The sequence below is a fragment of the Clostridium sp. Cult1 genome, assembly GCF_021655095.1.
Taxonomy (GTDB): Bacteria; Bacillota; Clostridia; order Tissierellales; family Tepidimicrobiaceae; genus Schnuerera.
Genome location: NZ_PPXW01000001.1, coordinates 99,125 through 116,546 on the forward strand (window position 1 = coordinate 99,125; position 17,422 = coordinate 116,546).

Genomic DNA, 17,422 nt, shown 5'->3' on the forward strand with positions numbered 1-17,422 from the left:
GTTAAAAGATTAACAAAAAAATCCTATTTAACAATCTAATATTGTATATAACTTAAACTATATTTTCATTTAATCTATTGAATTTAAAAATTCTTTATGTTATATTTATTGTGGGACAAATCGTTAATTATATGACAAATAATAGCCTTTTGGTTATAGGAAGAAAAATTTCATATTCTTTTCCCCGTATATTTGTAGGAGCAACTAATGCATTAATATATGATATTTAGTTTATAGGTATCTCAAATTGGAGATAAATTTAGTATTTTTCTTACTATAAATTCCAATAAAGGCATTAGTCATATAAATAACTAACCTTTTATATTTACCCTAAATGATGTATAATTAAAATGATAAAATTAAATGAGGGAGGAGTTTCTATTGTATAAAATTGTAGAGAAAAAAGACCTTGCCCCTAATATTATTTCAATGGATATTTTAGCCCCTAGGGTTGCAAACTCAGCTCAACCAGGTCAATTTGTAATTGTTATAGTTGACGAGGAAGGGGAAAGAATTCCTCTAACTATCTGTAACTATGACAAGGAAAAAGGAACAGTTAATATAGTTATTCAGGCTATGGGTAGTTCTACTAAGAGAATTGTAGCTCTTGATGAAGGGGACTATCTAAAGGACTTTGTAGGTCCACTTGGCAGACCATCAGATTATGTAAATGAAGATATTGAAGAAGTTAAGAAACAAAAAGTCCTATTTGTGGCAGGTGGAGTTGGAGCGGCTCCTGTATTTCCTCAGGTAAGATGGTTCCATGAACATGGCATCGATGTAGACGTAATAGTAGGTGCAAAGACTAAAGAATTAATAATACTTGAAGATGAAATAAAAGAAGTTGCAGGCAATCTTTATATCGCTACTGATGATGGTAGCTATGGATTCAATGGTATGGTAACTGGACTTATAGAAGAACTTGTTGTTAATCAAGGGAAGGAATACGATTTAGTAATATCCATTGGTCCAATGATAATGATGAAGTTTGTATGCTTGTTGACTAAAAAACTTGGAATAAAAACAGTAGTAAGTCTTAACCCAATTATGGTAGATGGAACAGGAATGTGTGGTGCTTGTAGGGTGACAGTAGGCAACGAAACAAAATTTGCATGTGTAGACGGACCAGAATTTGATGGACATCTTGTAGATTTTGATGAAGCTTTAAAAAGACAAGCTCAATATAAAAAAGAAGAAATTGAATTAGCTAAACGTGGCCAAGAAAAAACTTGTACATGCCAACATGGAGGTGTTCATAATGGATAGATTTAAAAGGGTTCCTATTTCTGTACAGGATCCAGTTGAAAGAGCATCAAATTTTGATGAAGTTTGTTTAGGCTATACTGAAGAAGAAGCTATGGCTGAAGCTAAAAGATGTTTGAATTGTAAACATCATCCTTGTGTAGGTAACTGTCCGGTAGGTATTCATATACCTAGATTTATTAAACATATTGCAGAAGGTGAATTTGAAGAAGCTGCTCATGTTCTTGCTGAATACACTGCATTACCTGCAGTTTGTGGAAGGGTTTGCCCTCAGGAAGAACAATGTGAACAGGTATGTGTACTAGGAATTAAAGGTGAGGCTGTGTCTATAGGAAAACTTGAAAGATTTGCAGCTGATTGGGCAAGAGAACACAATGTTGAAGTAGGAAAGACTAAAGAAAAGAATGGATTTAAGGTAGCTGTAATAGGATCAGGTCCAGCAGGTATTACTTGTGCTGGAGATCTAGCAAAAGAAGGCTATGATGTAACTATATTCGAAGCTTTACATGAACCAGGTGGAGTTTTGGTATATGGAATTCCTGAGTTTAGGCTTCCTAAAGAAGCGGTAGTAAAACCTGAAATAGAAAATCTAAAAAAATTAGGAGTTAAAATCGAAACTAATGTAATAGTTGGTAGAACTGTAACTATAGATTCTCTTTTAGATGAAGAGGGTTTCCATGCTATATTTATAGGCTCTGGTGCAGGGCTTCCTAGGTTTATGGGAATATCTGGAGAGAATTTAAATGGAGTATTTTCAGCAAATGAATTCTTAACTAGAAACAACCTTATGAAAGCCTTTAGAGAAGATTATGACACTCCAATTAAGGTTGGTAGTAAAGTTGCCGTTATTGGTGGTGGAAACGTTGCTATGGACGCTGCAAGAACTGCTCTAAGACTTGGTGCTGAAGTTTGGATAGTATATAGAAGAACTGAAGCAGAATTACCAGCTAGGGTAGAAGAGGTTCATCATGCGATGGAAGAAGGAATTAAGTTTGAGTTTCTAACTAGCCCTATAGAAATCGTTGGCAATGAAGATGGATGGGTAAAAAGTATAAGATGTCAAAGGATGGAATTAGGTGAGCCAGATGCTTCAGGTAGAAGAAGACCTGAGCCTATAATTGGTTCAGAATTTGAGTTTGACGTAGATACAGTAATAATGGCTTTAGGAACATCACCAAACCCACTTATTCCTGCAACTACAGCTGGATTAGAAATAAATAATAGAAAATGTATAGTAGTAGATGAAGATGGGCAAACATCAAGAGAAGGAGTATTTGCAGGGGGAGATGCTGTAACTGGTGCTGCAACTGTAATCCTTGCAATGGGAGCTGGAAAACAAGCGGCAGAAGGTATTGATAAATATATAAAAGAGAAATATGGCGAAAAAGCAAATGCATAGGTAAATATTTATATCGCATAAAAAGCTGCAAACTGTTTAGCTGAATAGTTTGTAGCTTTTTATTTATTTAAAAGTTTGTATTTGAGATACTAGTAGGTTTGATTTATGTTAAATTTATGCTATAATATTTAGGGTGTCGAAATTATTTACAAGAGGTGGTTATTTATGGAGGAGATCCAAAATAAAAAGAAAACAAGGGATATAGTATTAAAAACAGCAGGGCCAGTTCTAATAGAGGTATTTTTAGGGACTCTATTTGGTATGGTGGATATGATGATGTTAGGAAGGATTGTAGATCCAGGGGAAGCAGCTGCTTCCATTGCAGCTGTTGGGATTACTAATCAAGTTGTATTTATTGCATTATCTTTGGTTCAATCTTTAAACGTAGGTGCAACGGCTATGGTTGCTAGATATGTAGGAGCAAAAAGAGAAGATAGGATAGAAAGTGTAATAAGACATGTAATTTTACTAACACAGGTTCTCCTTGTATTACCAATTTTTATTTTTGGACTATTATATACAGATCAGCTAATGAAATTTATTGGAGCTCATCAGGATACTTTAATGTTTGGTAGAAATTATTTTAAAGTTATAATCATTGGATTGGTATTTCAGGCTTTTAATTTTTCAATTTATGCGGTTTTACGGGGAGCAGGAGATACTAAAACTCCCATGAATATTAATTTAAAGGTAAATACATTAAATGTAATTGGAAATGCTGTACTTATCTATGGGCTACTTGGATTCCCAAGATTAGGGGTTACTGGGGCAGGTATATCTACATCTATCTCTCAAATGGTTGCAACTTTAATGTTATTAAGGCATATTTTTAAAAAGAACACTATAATAAGGATAAATCTTAAGAATAGATTTAAATTTAATAAGGACATTATGTATAATCTAGTCAAAATTGGAATACCTGCTTCTTTAGAGCAAATTGCTTTTAGAGCTGGTATATTGATATTTGTACGTATTGTTTCATCCTTAGGTACTGTAGCTTATGCTACTCATCAAATATGTTTAAATATATCAGGTCTCTCTTTTACCCCAGGTCAAGCTTTTGGAATTGCAGCTTCTTCCTTAACTGGTAGGAGCTTAGGAGCAGAGGATTCAGATAAAGCTGAAGAATATATTAGGACTAGTGGCAGAATTGGAGCTATTATAGCTACACTAGTTGGAGTCGTGTTTTTCTTCTTTGGCTCCTTTATTGCTAGCCTTTATACAAAAGATCCCAATGTAATAAATGAAGCAGCTAAAATATTGAAGGTAATTGCAATCATTCAACCTTTCCAATCCTCTCAATTAATTTTAGCTGGTGGATTAAGGGGAGCAGGGGATACGGTATGGACTCTAGTAGCTATTTTCTTCAGTGTATTAATCGTTAGAGTAGCTTTAGCATATCTTTTCATAAAGGTTTTAAGCTTGGGACTAATAGGAGCTTGGTATGCTATGTTCTGTGACCAGCTTGTAAGATGGGCACTTATCAAATTTAGATTTAAGACCGATAAATGGAAGTATATTAGCATAAGATAAAACTTGCTTTATATTAATATAAAGCAAGTTTTATCTATCTCCTTATTTCATTAACCATATTCCTTGCAAATCTTCTTGCAAGTTCCTCGATTTGAGGAACTTCTTTTATTGTTCCTCTATCATTAGCTACAGCTATTAAGGAAAAATACGGTGGCAATCTAAAGGTTTTATTGATATTTAGGCTACTTATTAATTGTTTAGCTAAAGCATCTCCTCCTGAATGGCCAGATACAATAATGGAAAATAGGGTTTTGTCATAAAATTTAGTTTTTCTAAATAGAGCTGTCAATCTATTTATCAAAGCTACTATATTAGCTGTAATCATGTCATTATAATTAGGACAAATAAACACAAGAGCGTCTGCTTTCAATATGGCAGGGTATACTTCTTTAACTACAATTCCACCATAAAAACATTTAGTTTGCTCACCATAATGTTTACAAGTTTTATAGGGGCATCCTATACAATCTACAATAGTGCCATTTTGAATATTAATTTCTGTAATAGATATTTCATATAGATTTTCCTTTACCATATCCCATAGAGATAAAGTATTGGAATACATCCTATTGCTCGAATGGAGAACTAGAATTTTAGGTTTCTTTACCTTGTTTATTTCATCATTGATAAGCCTTTTTCCTAGTTCCTCACATAAGAATAAGCAGATTTCTTCTATAGATAATCCATATACCTTCTGTAATGGAATAAAATTGTCTAAATTTCCCGTAGCTTCTACCATAGGTCTACCAGGGAATCTACAACCCAAAAGATTAGATTGAAATATAATAGATTGGGCTGTAGTTTTTGTGAAATACTGATATTGGCTATGAACTAGGACTATCCCCTCGGAACCTAATAAAGAATCATAACCTCTAGTGAATAATTTTAGAAAAAATCTATTTAAATTGTTGCTAATTCCCGTTATAGGCAATTCTACAGCAAAAATTATTTTTCTGTTTTTTAAACTTGGTAATTGCTCGTAATCTTCTAAGACTTCATATTCTATATTTCTAGTAGTCCTATCTATCATTCTTTTTAAGAAAGGAGAAGGTTTTTCTGGTAGTATTAGATAATATTTTTTCATATTATGTTCACCAACATTTCATAGGTTTGTTTTATTTTATCAAACAATTTAGAAGGCATATCTAATTGCTCCACCTCTATTTGATGACCAACTAATCTACATTTAGAACCCATATAGACACCTCCCATATAGGTAGAACCATAGAACCATTTTCCTTTAATAGTAGCAATAATGGAAAGGGCACCAGAAGATAGGCTAGGGGCAACGTAGGGTTTAAAACCTAAATTCCGAACATCTTTATTAGCATTCAAAGTTTTATAAGTTAAGTATTCAGATAATTTTTCATTATAATTATCAATACTATTAGCTACAATCAATCCTTCTCCATGAGGACCAAAAACCCTTCCCTCATTTAAATAAGGGATTGTGCTATTGGATTTTTCGGCATAAAAGCTAGCTCGACCATTCATAACTCCTAGTCCATATCCGATTATTTGATTTGAAGCCAAACCTAGAAAATCATATTTATTCTTCTCATTTTTATTGCTTTCTAAAAAGGCTACTTTACACAATAGATCTACAGGATCTGACACTACTGCAAATATCCCTTTAAATTTCTTATTTCTTGCCATTACTGCATATTCTTTTATTATTTCAGAATTAGATTCAAATTGTGCCATTCGAACATCATCAATATTACTGCCTACAGGCGGTATTCCTTTTGAGGCACAAAATAAGAAAATATCGCAATCAAATAACTCATCCTTATCCAGTGGATAAACAGGGGGAAAAGCTTCTTCATCAAAAGGCTTTCTTATTTGATTAAGTTCATATTCCCATCGTTTTAACCTGTTAGGATTTCTATCGTAGATGCCAATTTTATCAATACAATCTTCACCCAAAAGTCTTAAACCTATAAGAAGGGTACTTCCCACATCACCTAAGGCTAATAAGTTAATTTTCCACTTTTTATTGTTTTTTTGATTAAAAACATCTTCCCAATTAGGATAATAGGTGTTTAATGAAACGACCAAGTTCCTATTGATTTTATCTATTATCCAAGTTGGAATAAAATTTAAATAATCTTTTCTTTCTAAAAGGAGTAATTCAACTCCTTCTTTATCTATGAATAATAAAGCTGGATGATTAATTAAATAATTTCTTCTAGATTCAATGGGGTCTAGTTTATTTAAAAAATATAATTTTTCTTTGCTATTTTTTATTTCCTCTTCATGAATCTTTTCAAAACTATATTCCTGGAAAGAAAAAAAATAATTTTCTTTGTATTTATAGTAATTAATCATATTTTCCTCACTTTCTTCTAGAAACTATCTAATAATAATATTTTTTATTCTCCTAAGATGTTCCAAATCCGACTCTAAACACGATGAAGGCTTCTGATTGCTAATGGAATCCATACTTTTATAAATATCAGGCCTTCTTGGAGATACTAATATTTCTCCTAAGTTTTTTATTTTTAAATTTTTTTCATTGATTTCTTGATAAGCCTTTTCAATAATTTTGAATATTTCTATTGCATTGATTAAACAGGTTTCAGATAATATATATATATTTTGGGGTGGAGTGTTTTTAATAAAACTTGGTGAAACATAGGGAAGAATTAAATTAACACTTGGTATTAAATAATCTTGAGAAAGCCCTTCTCTAAACACCATATCTCCACCTATAAAGGGATATTGGTCACTTTCATTGAACCAAAGGTTTAAATTAGGTACAAAATAAGCACAATCTACATCAATATCCTTTACTTTTCCAATTTCACTTCCCTTACCAGTTAGAATTCCTACTATTACTTTCTTAATGGGCACTTGAGTTTTTCTTAATAAAGGTTCAATTACATTTAGTCTGTAACCTTTATGAAGAAGATCATCTACTAAAATTACTGGTCTATCAAAGGACTTCAGTACTTTAGTTTGATTCTCTAAGCTTAAATAATTTGGGAAGGCAGCAATTGTAAAATCCATAATACTAGGATTAAATATTTTTTCCGTATGCATGGTTTTAGTAATAGTATTTGGCAATATGGTACCATTTAATATAGAGCCAAAAGGTACACATATATTAGGACCTAAAATTCTGTTCTTTTTTTGTATTATAGAAGCTTCATTAACATCACAGATTTTTTGAATCAATTTGCTATAAACCATATCTCTATTGAAAGATAGTAATAATTGGCCTGGGTGCAAATTAGAAATAGCTTCTTTGAGATTTTTCCTCCTATTACTAATTTCTTTCCTTAATTCTATGTTATTTTCAAAAGGAGGTTTTAATAGGTTCTCTAAATCTTGATTTAAAGTCATAGGAGCATTCATGTCCACTACAAAAATTGGACAATTGTTGTAGCTAAAAGGAGTCTTTATAAAACCTTGATCTTTTAGATTTTCTTCTATATATTCCTTATTGTAATTAGTTAAACAATTCTTAAATATGGCATAATTATAGTCTAAACTTATACAATAAGCTAAAGTTTCATTCAATATTATTTCAGCAATATGATAGTCATTAGTTTTGGTATATATTCCTGAAATTAGAACTAACCTACCCTTTGAATGCTTCCTAAAATATTCCGTTATATTGGTGTTTTGGAATTCATCATATAGCATACTATTTTTAACCCAATAGAAGATTGAAAATCCAAGAATAGAATTACTTTTTGTATCTCTAACCAAAAGCATTATGGGATTGAGTTTATTTTTTAATTCATGGATAGCTTCTATATCTATTCTATGGCTAAATTCTTTATTTATATATTGAATCAAATGGTCATCCATATTATCTATGATTTCTGTTTCCATAGTTTTTGTTTGTACTAAAGATTTATATTGGGGTTCATTTAAATATAGTCCATATTTATAGATATATCGTTGGGCTAAAGGGTCTATTTGATTCGAAACATCTCTATTTAAATCTATAGATTCTCTAATTTGAGTAGAACTAATATCTTCATATTGGGGAGGAAGTGAAAGTCTTAATATCTCTCCTTTAATATTTTTAAACCTTTTTTCCAATATAATATCCTCATTTTCTTTTGACTGAATGCTTTTCCTATCAAAAATTATATGGGGAAATTCATTTAATACCCCTCCTTTTTCATAAGCAGAAGCATTAACTAACACATCTGTACCTACTACCATATAGAGATCTCTATTGGTAAATAGGGATTTAAGATTGAGTAAATCTTTATCATTGCTTATATTGATAGGGATCTCACTAGGAAATAAAAATATATCCTTTTCATGAGCAATAGTCATATTGATAATATCTCTTCTAAATCTATGGGGCTGAGTCCTTTTAGACCAGGAGAATTCATCTACTGCTAGGTGGACTTCAAAGCCTTGTCTATTTATTTCTGTAGCAATCTTCTTATGACTGAGAGAAAAAGGATCAAAGCTTCCTGGGAAAAAAGCTACTTTTTTATTGGTAATTAACTCAATTGGACCATAAATAAATTCGTAATCAAGTATAAATCTATATATATTGTTTAATGAAGCAGAATTGTTGAGAAAGATAAACTCATCGTCTTCCTTTTTAGTCAATAATGTCAATATTTTTTTTCCTATTCTAGTAAATATAAAGTATTTTTCTTCTAATAATAGTCTGTTAGAATTAAAAATTTGACTACCAACAATTCTAAAGGCTTCGGTCTTTATTTCTTCATCAAAGGAGGCCATCCCATTTAATAATAATCCTAAAAGTCTATCCAATCGTTCTTCGTTAAACTTTTCTTTCTCCCTAAATCTTTGACCATATTGAGGATAATTTTCTATACATACACCTATGGTTTTTAATAGCAAGAATACTACTTGAGTATTCGACTGTCGAACTTTTTCTTGGAAATCATCGATTATCTCATCTAATTCAGTAGGTTGTAGATATAAAAGTAGTTGGCCTAAATAATTTGGTATATATTTAGTAAATTGATAGTTCTGCATTTCTAAAGCTCTAAGAAGTTCAACAGCAATATCATTTCTTTCCTCTTGTGATAGAAATTCAAATATGTGTAATAGAGTATGTCCAGCATAGTTACGTACTTTTTCTATGGCACTAACCTTTAGTAGATTACAAAAATGCATACCAGTATGAAGACCATAGGAATCTGGAGATTTTTTTACCTGATCATATAGGATATCGATATTTACTTTTTTGTTCATCCATTCTGTTGCAGTTTTTAAATTTTTTAGGAATATTTCAGAAATATTTTCTTCGAATTTTTTATAATTAAATTCTAAAAGTTTTAAAATATGTGATTCCAAGTTAATTTTGACAGCCAATTTATATTTTAAGTAATTTTCAGAAACATAGGGTGAAAATTGTAAATTATCTAGCAACCAATTTTTAAGCAGAATAATAAACTCCTTTTTTTCTTTTAATTCTTGGAATATTTCGTCAATTATATCTAGTATTGTAAGCCTAATCTCTAGCATACTTGAGTTTAATTGATTTAATATATAGTCGTAAATTCTATTTAAATCCCTATCATTTAAATAGAGTAGGGGAATATATTTTAAAGTCTGAGATAAATATAATTGATTAATTGGAGACATAGATTGATATTGGCTATAATAAATAATTAGTAGTTTTGAATACTTTTCATAGTTCCCCATTCTAGAATTATAAAATAAGGATTTGATAATGGTTTTTAAATTATATTGCCATTCTATATTAGATTCTGGTATTTTATGGTCTGGATACAGAATATAGTTAAGAAGATCTGCTAAAACTTTTACACTAGTTGTTTCCGGGTTTTTCCTTTTAATAGATTTGGGTATTTCTTTTCTATATTCCTCATCATACTGACTAATTAATACCCCTATTAATTCTGCAGCTTCATTTCGGATATCTTCCTCCCTGTGGAATAACAAATCTGTTAAAAAATGCAAAGTTACTATTTTTTGTTTTTGGGTCAAATAAGTCGAATATTCTTTAAAAATTTGAAGATATAGTCTAAGTTTTCTCCAGTTAAATTCAGATCTAGCCATTTCTAAAATATAGTTAAAACTAATATCATCCATTAGCTTGGCCATTAAATTTATATTATGATCTATTGCAAAATATTTTATATTATCAACAATTTCTCTATTGGCCATTAGAGAATAAGGTTTTGAAGCTTTTTTCACAGGGTTTTCTTTTGATAGATCTGTAGTTACCCCTAGGTTCAGCATATAATTTTCAAAATCTTTTAGTTTTCTATATACTTTTTCATATCTCTGTTCTTTTTTAGAATCTAGATTATCTAATTTATTGAGTATAACATTATAAGCCTCATCTAAAGTGTATATATGCATTTTAAAACCATGTTCAAATTTTTTATTTTTTACTCTAAAATCTGCATATATTAAAACTAGAGATTCAAGAGGTAAGTTTTCCAGTTCTAAATCCCAAGTCGAGTGGTTGGTGGCAATGTGACCAGTTTTTTCTATACCTAATCTATTAAACCACTCCTCAGTATAATAATAATGGAGATAAGGCACCCTACTCATATCTTCTTCATATACACCATATTTACCTATATCATGGCCTAATCCTGCACCTACTACAATACCTAAATCAATAGGCAATCCTAAAGCTTTAAGTTGTCTGCTTATATTAAGGCTAAGATGATTTACTCCAACTACATGGTCTACGGTATTATGGCTGGTTAGGGATAAATCAATTTTCATTAATTCATATACCCAATTATTTAAAAATGCATTTTTAAAATTTAAATATTCATCTAAAAATTTAATTTTATACTCTTCTTCAGGTTTTAGGAAACTTATGGGATATTTATATACGAAACTGTTTTTATTGTACTTTGCCTCGCAATTAGAAAAAGTACGTAATAGGTTTAAGTAAAAGGAGACTAAAGGAGATAAATTCTCCTTAAATCTCGTATTAACCTTTTCAGGAAAAGATAAACTTAAAACATAATCATGAATATATTTTAGCCAACCTATTTCTGATAACTCTTGATGTTTTTTATATAATGGATATAGTAAATTCATTAAAGATAAGGCATTGTATTTGTTTTCTAATAGGATATTATTCAGTTTTATCTTAAAATCATTTCCTTGGACAAATTTAAAAAAATCATTGGAGTAAGGTTCTAGATAACTTTTTTCTAACTCATTCAAAACAAATTTATAGATTTCATTATATACTTCTATCATAAAACCCTCCTTTTAAACTCCTCTCCTGTTGCAGTAGCTGCAACTCCACCTAAAGCAGTTTCTTTCAAGGATTCAGGCATTGCTTTTCCTACTCGATACATGGCTTCTACTACCTCGTCAAAAGGTACTAAGGATTTGACTCCTGCCATAGCGAGATCGGCGGATATTAAAGCATTAGCTACTCCAGAGGCATTACGCAATGCACAGGGAAATTCAACTAATCCTGCTACTGGATCGCAAACTAAACCCATAATATTTATGAGGGAAAAAGATGCTGCATCTAATGCTGTTTCTACATCTCCTCCTACCATTTCAATTACAGCAGCAGCAGCCATAGCGCTAGCTACTCCGCATTCAGCTTGACAACCCCCTTCAGCTCCTGAAATAGTAGCATTCTTAGCTACTATTTGGCCTATTCCTCCAGCAGTAAACAATCCTTGGATCATATCTTTTTCCGTTAGATTAAACTTATCTTTAACTGTAATAATTGCACTAGGTAATATACCTGAAGCACCAGCAGTTGGGGCGGCCACTATTCTACCCATGGATGCATTGACCTCTGAGGTGGATAAGGCTTTTGCCATGGCAGATGTTAGTAGATTTCCGGAAATAGTATTATTTTTATTTTTATAGTCTTCTAATTTCTTAGCTGCTCCACCAGTAAGTTTAGAAACAGAAATAATATCCTTATTTAGACCACTATTAGCAGAATTTATCATGGTATCTAAAACAAATTTCATATTTTCCATAAGTTCATCATAGGACATATCATTATCTTTCATTTCTTTTTCTATAACTATTTCCCATATTTTTTTATTTTGTTCTTTACATAGGGTTAATAGTTCTTTTCCTTTGTTAAACATAGATTAAGACCTCCCTATGGGGTTAATTCCCGTAATATATATAATTTCATCTAGAGATGATATACTGTCTATTATTTCTTCCTTTATTGGATTATCTATTTCCATAACCATAGTTGCAATATTACCTTCCCGTGATACTTTCATGGTAGCTATATTAATATCTTCGTTTGAAAGTATTGAGCTTATCCTACTTATAGAACCTTTTTGATCTTTATATTTTATTAATATAGTTGGATAATCACCAGTAAATTCAACTTCATTACCATTTATATTGGTAATTAAAATATTGCCTCCACCAATAGAAGAACCGATTATATAATAATTTTCTTTATCTTTATAATGGAAAACCATTTTAACGGTATTTGGATGTACATACCCTAAATCTGCTTCTATAAACTCTATGTCTATTCCTTCTTCTTTAGCTATATTTAAGGATCTTTTTATTCTTTCATCCGAGGGATCCATTCCAAGGATACCTGCTACCAATGCTCTATCAGTGCCATGGCCCTTATAGGTTTTGGCGAAGGAACCATGTAGATAGAATGTTACTTTGTAGAATTGATTTCCTGCAATTTCTCTTCCGATTTTTCCGAGCCTAGCAGCTCCTGCAGTATGAGAACTAGAAGGGCCAATCATTACAGGACCTAATATATCAAAGACTCCATAATTTTTCATTGCAATCCTCCTTACCTTTTAGTGTATTAATTTTAGCACTTTATTATAATTTAAGCAACAAAAAAAGGAGGTCTATCCTCCTAGGGTTATATCCTGTTTATCATACCATTCTAGAGCATCATAAAAATGTTTTGGTTTGAAATCTGGCCAATAATCATCGACTACATAAAAATCTGAATAGACCGTTTGTAAAGGAGGGAAACCGCTTAACCTTCTTCTTCCACCCCAGCGGATAACAAGATCTACTCTAGAAATATTTCTAGAGTTTATTAGCTGGGTCAAATTTTGATTATTTTGATCTGAAATAAAATAGTTTTTCAAATCCCATTGCCATCCATAATTAACTAGAAAATTTACCTTTATCCCTCCACTACCAAAATCTTGTCTTTTTATGGTAAAGGGGATTAAAGGTTTAGGAAACATTTCTGAATCCGTATTACCTACTACCAATAAAGAAGCATTTTCTTTTGATAGCATTTTAACTGCTTCTATGCAAGCTTGGGTGAAGGCCAATCGCTGAACTCTAGGACGCTTAGTATTATCCATAGTAAATCCATAGTAGGTTAATTCTTTTATTCCCACCTTTTCACATAGCTTAAATAGTTCTAAACCTGGTTTTAATCCTTCTTTATAACCCGCTTCTTTAGATAGTCCATTTTCTAAAGCCCATCTTCTATTACCATCGGGGATAATACCTATATGGCTTGGAATTCTCATAATATCACTACCTTCCTAATTATCATTATACATATTATTTCCAGTTGGTAGGTTAAAAATACATTATATAGGTTTACCGATGATAATATATATAAATATAGTACTAGTATTTGGATTATTTCTTATTATTGTATATAATATAAAGACCTGCAATGATTAATAATATTGGCCAATATCTAAAGATATTGAAGTATCTGAAAATGTGCTGAGGTAATAATAATCTTGCTAGCATATAAGCACCTACTACAACTAAGGCAATACCAATGAAAATAGGTGTATTACTGGAATTATTACTAGAACTATTACTGGAATTACTGCTAGTATCTTGGTATATTACTCCATCGTCTTCAGGAATAATTAATGCACAGACTATATAGGCTATTAGGCCTGGCCCTCCTGGCATAAATGCTACTAGAACCCATAAAATACGAACAATTACTGGATCCACATTAAAATATTCTCCTATTCCTCCACAAACCCCAGCTAAAACTTTATCAGAACTAGATCGCTTTAACTTTTTATTCATTTAATCCCTCCTTGTATATGGCTTCTAATGTTAAATACTATTCTAACAGATAATGGGTTAGAATTAAATATAAACTTATAGATTAAATTTATTCACAATATAGAATCTTTGTGATAACATTATTAAAAGGATAGAATAATTTGGAGGACTAAAATGTATAATATATTTTCTTTAATCTTTAAATATGTTTTTATAGTAATAATCTATTTATTTATACTAAGTATAATAAGACTTATATATTTGGATATCAAGGGAATAGATACTGCTCCATTGGATGACAGTAGCTATTTAAAACTAGTGAATAAAAAAGACACTTTACCTTTCAAAGTGAAAGAATACTATCATCTAGATGATGGAATCTATTTAGGTAGAGGAAAGGACAATGAAATTATAATAAAGGATCCTTATATTTCGAAAAAACATTTAAAAATAGTAAAGGATGAAGGCAATTATTATTTAGAGGATTTAGGTAGTGCTAATGGTACTTTTTTAAATGGAGATAAGGTATTGGATGTTGTTAAATTAAAGAATGGTGATAGGATTAGAATAGGACAGATAGAATTTTTATATGTAGGTAGAGAGTAGGGATGGAAATATGTTGAATAAAAAAGTTAGTTATAAATTACCACGTAATCTACTGGTGCTATTTGAATTAATGGCCTTAATACTACTTTTTATATATAATAAGGATAATTTAGACAAATTTACTATAATCTATGGCATAAGTCTTATATTTATTGTATATATATCTAATTTTCTATTATTGCGTATTTCTACAGGTGACAATTATATATTTTTGATAGTTACCATGCTTATAAGTATTGGGATTATAATGATATATAGGATAGATCCTGTTCTAGGTGTAAAACAAGTCCTTTGGGTAGGTATGGGTATTGTTATATTTTTTATAACCTATATATTCTTTAAAAGGACAAAGGGATGGGAAAATCGAATTTTAGTCTACGGAATAGGTTCAATCATCTTATTTATAATGACTTTACTATTAGGCACAAGAACAAAAGGATCTATTAACTGGATTACAATTGGTAGGTTTGGTTTTCAACCTTCAGAAATTATCAAAATACTAGCAATTTTTCTTATTAGTGCTTATTATACCAATTATGAAAATTATAAGAAAAAGAAGTATGGTCCTTATTATTTAATGGGAGTTATGTATATTTTCATTCTTTTCCTATTTTTACAAAGAGATTTAGGCTCAGTTTTAATTTTTTATACCCTATTCTTAGCAATCCAATTTATATATGAGGAAAATAGGAAATTAGTATTATATAATCTTTTAATCTTTATTGTAAGTGGAACATTAGGATATTTTATCTTTCCTCATGTAAGAATTAGATTTGAAACCTGGTTAAATCCATGGAAATATATCGATAATAAAGGATACCAGATAACCCAGTCTTTATTTGCAATTGCTGAGGGTGGTTTTTTTGGTACCGGGATTGGCTTAGGATATCCAGATTTTATCCCAGAAGTCCATACAGATTTTATTTTTTCTGCTATATGTGAAGAAATGGGGATATTTACTGGTATAGGTATAATAATGTTGTTCTTAATATTGGTTTATAGGGGATTTAAAATTTCAATAAATCAACAGAACAAGTTTTATAGAATAGTGGCTCTAGGAATAAGTATATTGTTCGGAATCCAATCTTTTATAATATTTGGTGGAGTTTTAAAGATGATTCCACTTACTGGAATTACTATACCTTTTGTCAGTTACGGTGGTAGTTCTATTTTGTCAAGTTTTATAGCTTTAGGAATTCTTCAAGTAGCATCAGAAGAATTGGATTTTGAGGAGGAAAAAGATGGACAAAGAACTTAAAAGGATAATTACCGTGCTAATTGGAATTTGTATTTTATTTGTAAGTCTAGTAGCATATTTAAGTTATTTTCAAATATTTAAGGCTGAATCTATAAAAATGAATAGCTATAATAAAAGACTATGGATAAATGAAGAGAAAATACTAAGAGGTTCTATTATAGATAGGGAAGGTAAGATATTAGCTTATAGCGAAAAGGAAGGAGAGACCTATAAAAGGCTTTATAATTATGGCAATCTTTATAGTCATATTATAGGTTATAGTTATAGAGAATATGGAAAAGTAGGCTTAGAGTTGGAATATAATAATGCTTTGTTAAATATAAGTGATTCAACCCCTTTAAGTGAATTAAAAAATATAGTAATACCAAATACAGAGGGCAATACACTTAAACTAACTATAGATCACCACCTTCAGGAGTACAGTAGAAATCTTTTAAAAGGGAAAAAAGGATCCATAGTAGCTATGAATCCAAATACAGGAGAAATATACTCTATGGTAAGCTTACCCGACTTTAACCCTTTAACCCTTAAAGAGAATTGGAGCAATATTGTAGAAGATGTAAATAGTCCATTCTTAAACAGAGCTACCTCCGGATTATATACTCCTGGTTCAACATTTAAGGTAATAACTACTATAGCAGCAATAGAAAAAAGGGATTTGGATAGGGAGTATGAATGTACCGGAAGTACAAAAATAGATGGATATGTATTAAAAGACTATAATAGCAAAGCTCATGGAAAACTAAATTTGGAAGATGCTTTAGTTAAGTCTTGTAATACCTATTTTGCAGAAAAAGGTGTTTTAATCGGGAAGGATAAATTGGGGGAAGTAGCAGAAAGATTTATGATAAATAAAAATATTGCTTTTGATCTTCCCGTGGCAAAATCATCTTTCCCTTACAGGGAAAACTTAGGTAAAACTGATATTGCTGCTTCTAGTATTGGGCAGGGGAAAGTTTTAGTTACTCCTTTAAATATGGCTCTAGTGGCTTCTGGTATAGCAAATAAGGGAGATGTTGTAAAACCGATTTTAGTAAAAGAGATAATATCCCCAGAAGGGAAAGTGATAAAGCGTAACCAGCCACAAATAATTTCTAGAGCAATAGATGTTTTTATAGCTAATGAAGTTAAAAACATGATGGTTGAAGGAGTAAAAAGAGGAACATCCAAAAATGCAAGCATTAAAAATATTAGGGTAGCTGGGAAAACTGGTACTGCTGAAAATCCATCGGGAAAGGCTCATGCTTGGTTCATAGGTTTTGCTCCAGCAGACGATCCTAAAATTGCAGTGGCAGTCGTTTTAGAAGAAGAAGGAAGTACAGGAGGCCAAGCCGCAGCACCAATAGCAAGGAATATAATGATAGAGTCTATAAACACTATTAAAAATTAAATAGGGTATAGTATTTAAT

At 31.0% G+C, this 17,422-nt stretch carries 13 protein-coding genes; 6 read left to right on the forward strand and 7 right to left on the reverse strand.

Annotated elements, in window-relative coordinates; all coding sequences use genetic code 11:
- Positions 1–381 precede the first annotated feature (381 nt).
- From C3E89_RS00460 to C3E89_RS00470, 3 genes are all read left to right on the forward strand, one after another.
- Positions 382–1,266, forward strand: coding sequence for a sulfide/dihydroorotate dehydrogenase-like FAD/NAD-binding protein (locus tag C3E89_RS00460; RefSeq protein ID WP_236910544.1), 885 nt, complete (start codon positions 382–384; stop codon positions 1,264–1,266).
- The gene (gene gltA / locus C3E89_RS00465) at positions 1,259–2,662 is read left to right on the forward strand and encodes an NADPH-dependent glutamate synthase (protein WP_236910545.1); all 1,404 of its coding nucleotides are present in this window, start codon (positions 1,259–1,261) and stop codon (positions 2,660–2,662) included. Before C3E89_RS00460 ends, gltA begins: the two co-directional genes overlap by 8 nt.
- A gap of 165 nt (positions 2,663–2,827) precedes the next feature.
- Positions 2,828–4,195 carry an MATE family efflux transporter gene (locus C3E89_RS00470; protein ID WP_236910546.1) on the forward strand — a complete coding sequence of 456 codons (1,368 nt, stop codon included), beginning with the start codon at positions 2,828–2,830 and terminating at the stop codon, positions 4,193–4,195.
- A 34-nt stretch (positions 4,196–4,229) separates the two neighbouring features.
- Here C3E89_RS00470 and C3E89_RS00475 read toward each other — a convergent pair whose 3' ends face one another.
- The 7 genes from C3E89_RS00475 to C3E89_RS00505 all read right to left on the reverse strand — a co-directional run bounded on the left by C3E89_RS00475 (position 4,230) and on the right by C3E89_RS00505 (position 14,170).
- The gene (locus tag C3E89_RS00475) at positions 4,230–5,279 is read right to left on the reverse strand and encodes a flavodoxin family protein (RefSeq protein ID WP_236910547.1); all 1,050 of its coding nucleotides are present in this window, start codon (positions 5,277–5,279) and stop codon (positions 4,230–4,232) included.
- Positions 5,276–6,523, reverse strand: coding sequence for a lactate dehydrogenase (locus C3E89_RS00480; RefSeq protein ID WP_236910548.1), 1,248 nt, complete (start codon positions 6,521–6,523; stop codon positions 5,276–5,278). Before C3E89_RS00480 ends, C3E89_RS00475 begins: the two co-directional genes overlap by 4 nt.
- 24 nt (positions 6,524–6,547) lie before the next feature.
- Positions 6,548–11,389: a cytidyltransferase gene (locus C3E89_RS00485; protein ID WP_236910549.1), complete on the reverse strand. Its 4,842-nt coding sequence runs from the start codon at positions 11,387–11,389 to the stop codon at positions 6,548–6,550.
- Entirely contained in the window at positions 11,386–12,252 is an 867-nt protein-coding gene (sdaAA, locus tag C3E89_RS00490; RefSeq protein ID WP_236910550.1) for an L-serine ammonia-lyase, iron-sulfur-dependent, subunit alpha, read from the reverse strand. The genes C3E89_RS00485 and sdaAA overlap by 4 nt, the downstream gene beginning before the upstream one ends.
- Before the next feature lie 3 nt (positions 12,253–12,255).
- Positions 12,256–12,927 carry an L-serine ammonia-lyase, iron-sulfur-dependent subunit beta gene (sdaAB, locus tag C3E89_RS00495; RefSeq protein ID WP_236910551.1) on the reverse strand — a complete coding sequence of 224 codons (672 nt, stop codon included), beginning with the start codon at positions 12,925–12,927 and terminating at the stop codon, positions 12,256–12,258.
- 72 nt (positions 12,928–12,999) lie between these two features.
- Positions 13,000–13,644: an undecaprenyl diphosphate synthase family protein gene (locus tag C3E89_RS00500; protein ID WP_236910552.1), complete on the reverse strand. Its 645-nt coding sequence runs from the start codon at positions 13,642–13,644 to the stop codon at positions 13,000–13,002.
- A 115-nt stretch (positions 13,645–13,759) separates the two neighbouring features.
- Positions 13,760–14,170 carry a PspC domain-containing protein gene (locus C3E89_RS00505; protein WP_236910553.1) on the reverse strand — a complete coding sequence of 137 codons (411 nt, stop codon included), beginning with the start codon at positions 14,168–14,170 and terminating at the stop codon, positions 13,760–13,762.
- Between the two features lie 153 nt (positions 14,171–14,323).
- Between C3E89_RS00505 and C3E89_RS00510 the strand changes: the two genes are divergently transcribed.
- Genes C3E89_RS00510 through C3E89_RS00520 form a run of 3 tightly spaced genes read left to right on the forward strand, consistent with a single transcriptional unit; the run spans position 14,324 to position 17,403 of the window.
- Positions 14,324–14,755, forward strand: a complete 432-nt coding sequence (locus C3E89_RS00510) for an FHA domain-containing protein (protein WP_236910554.1) — start codon at positions 14,324–14,326, stop codon at positions 14,753–14,755.
- Between the two features lie 13 nt (positions 14,756–14,768).
- Positions 14,769–16,013, forward strand: a complete 1,245-nt coding sequence (locus C3E89_RS00515; RefSeq protein ID WP_236910555.1) for an FtsW/RodA/SpoVE family cell cycle protein — start codon at positions 14,769–14,771, stop codon at positions 16,011–16,013.
- Positions 15,997–17,403 (forward strand): peptidoglycan D,D-transpeptidase FtsI family protein, encoded by a 1,407-nt coding sequence (locus C3E89_RS00520; protein ID WP_236910556.1) that lies wholly within the window; start codon positions 15,997–15,999, stop codon positions 17,401–17,403. The genes C3E89_RS00515 and C3E89_RS00520 overlap by 17 nt, the downstream gene beginning before the upstream one ends.
- The last annotated feature ends 19 nt before the right edge of the window (positions 17,404–17,422 follow it).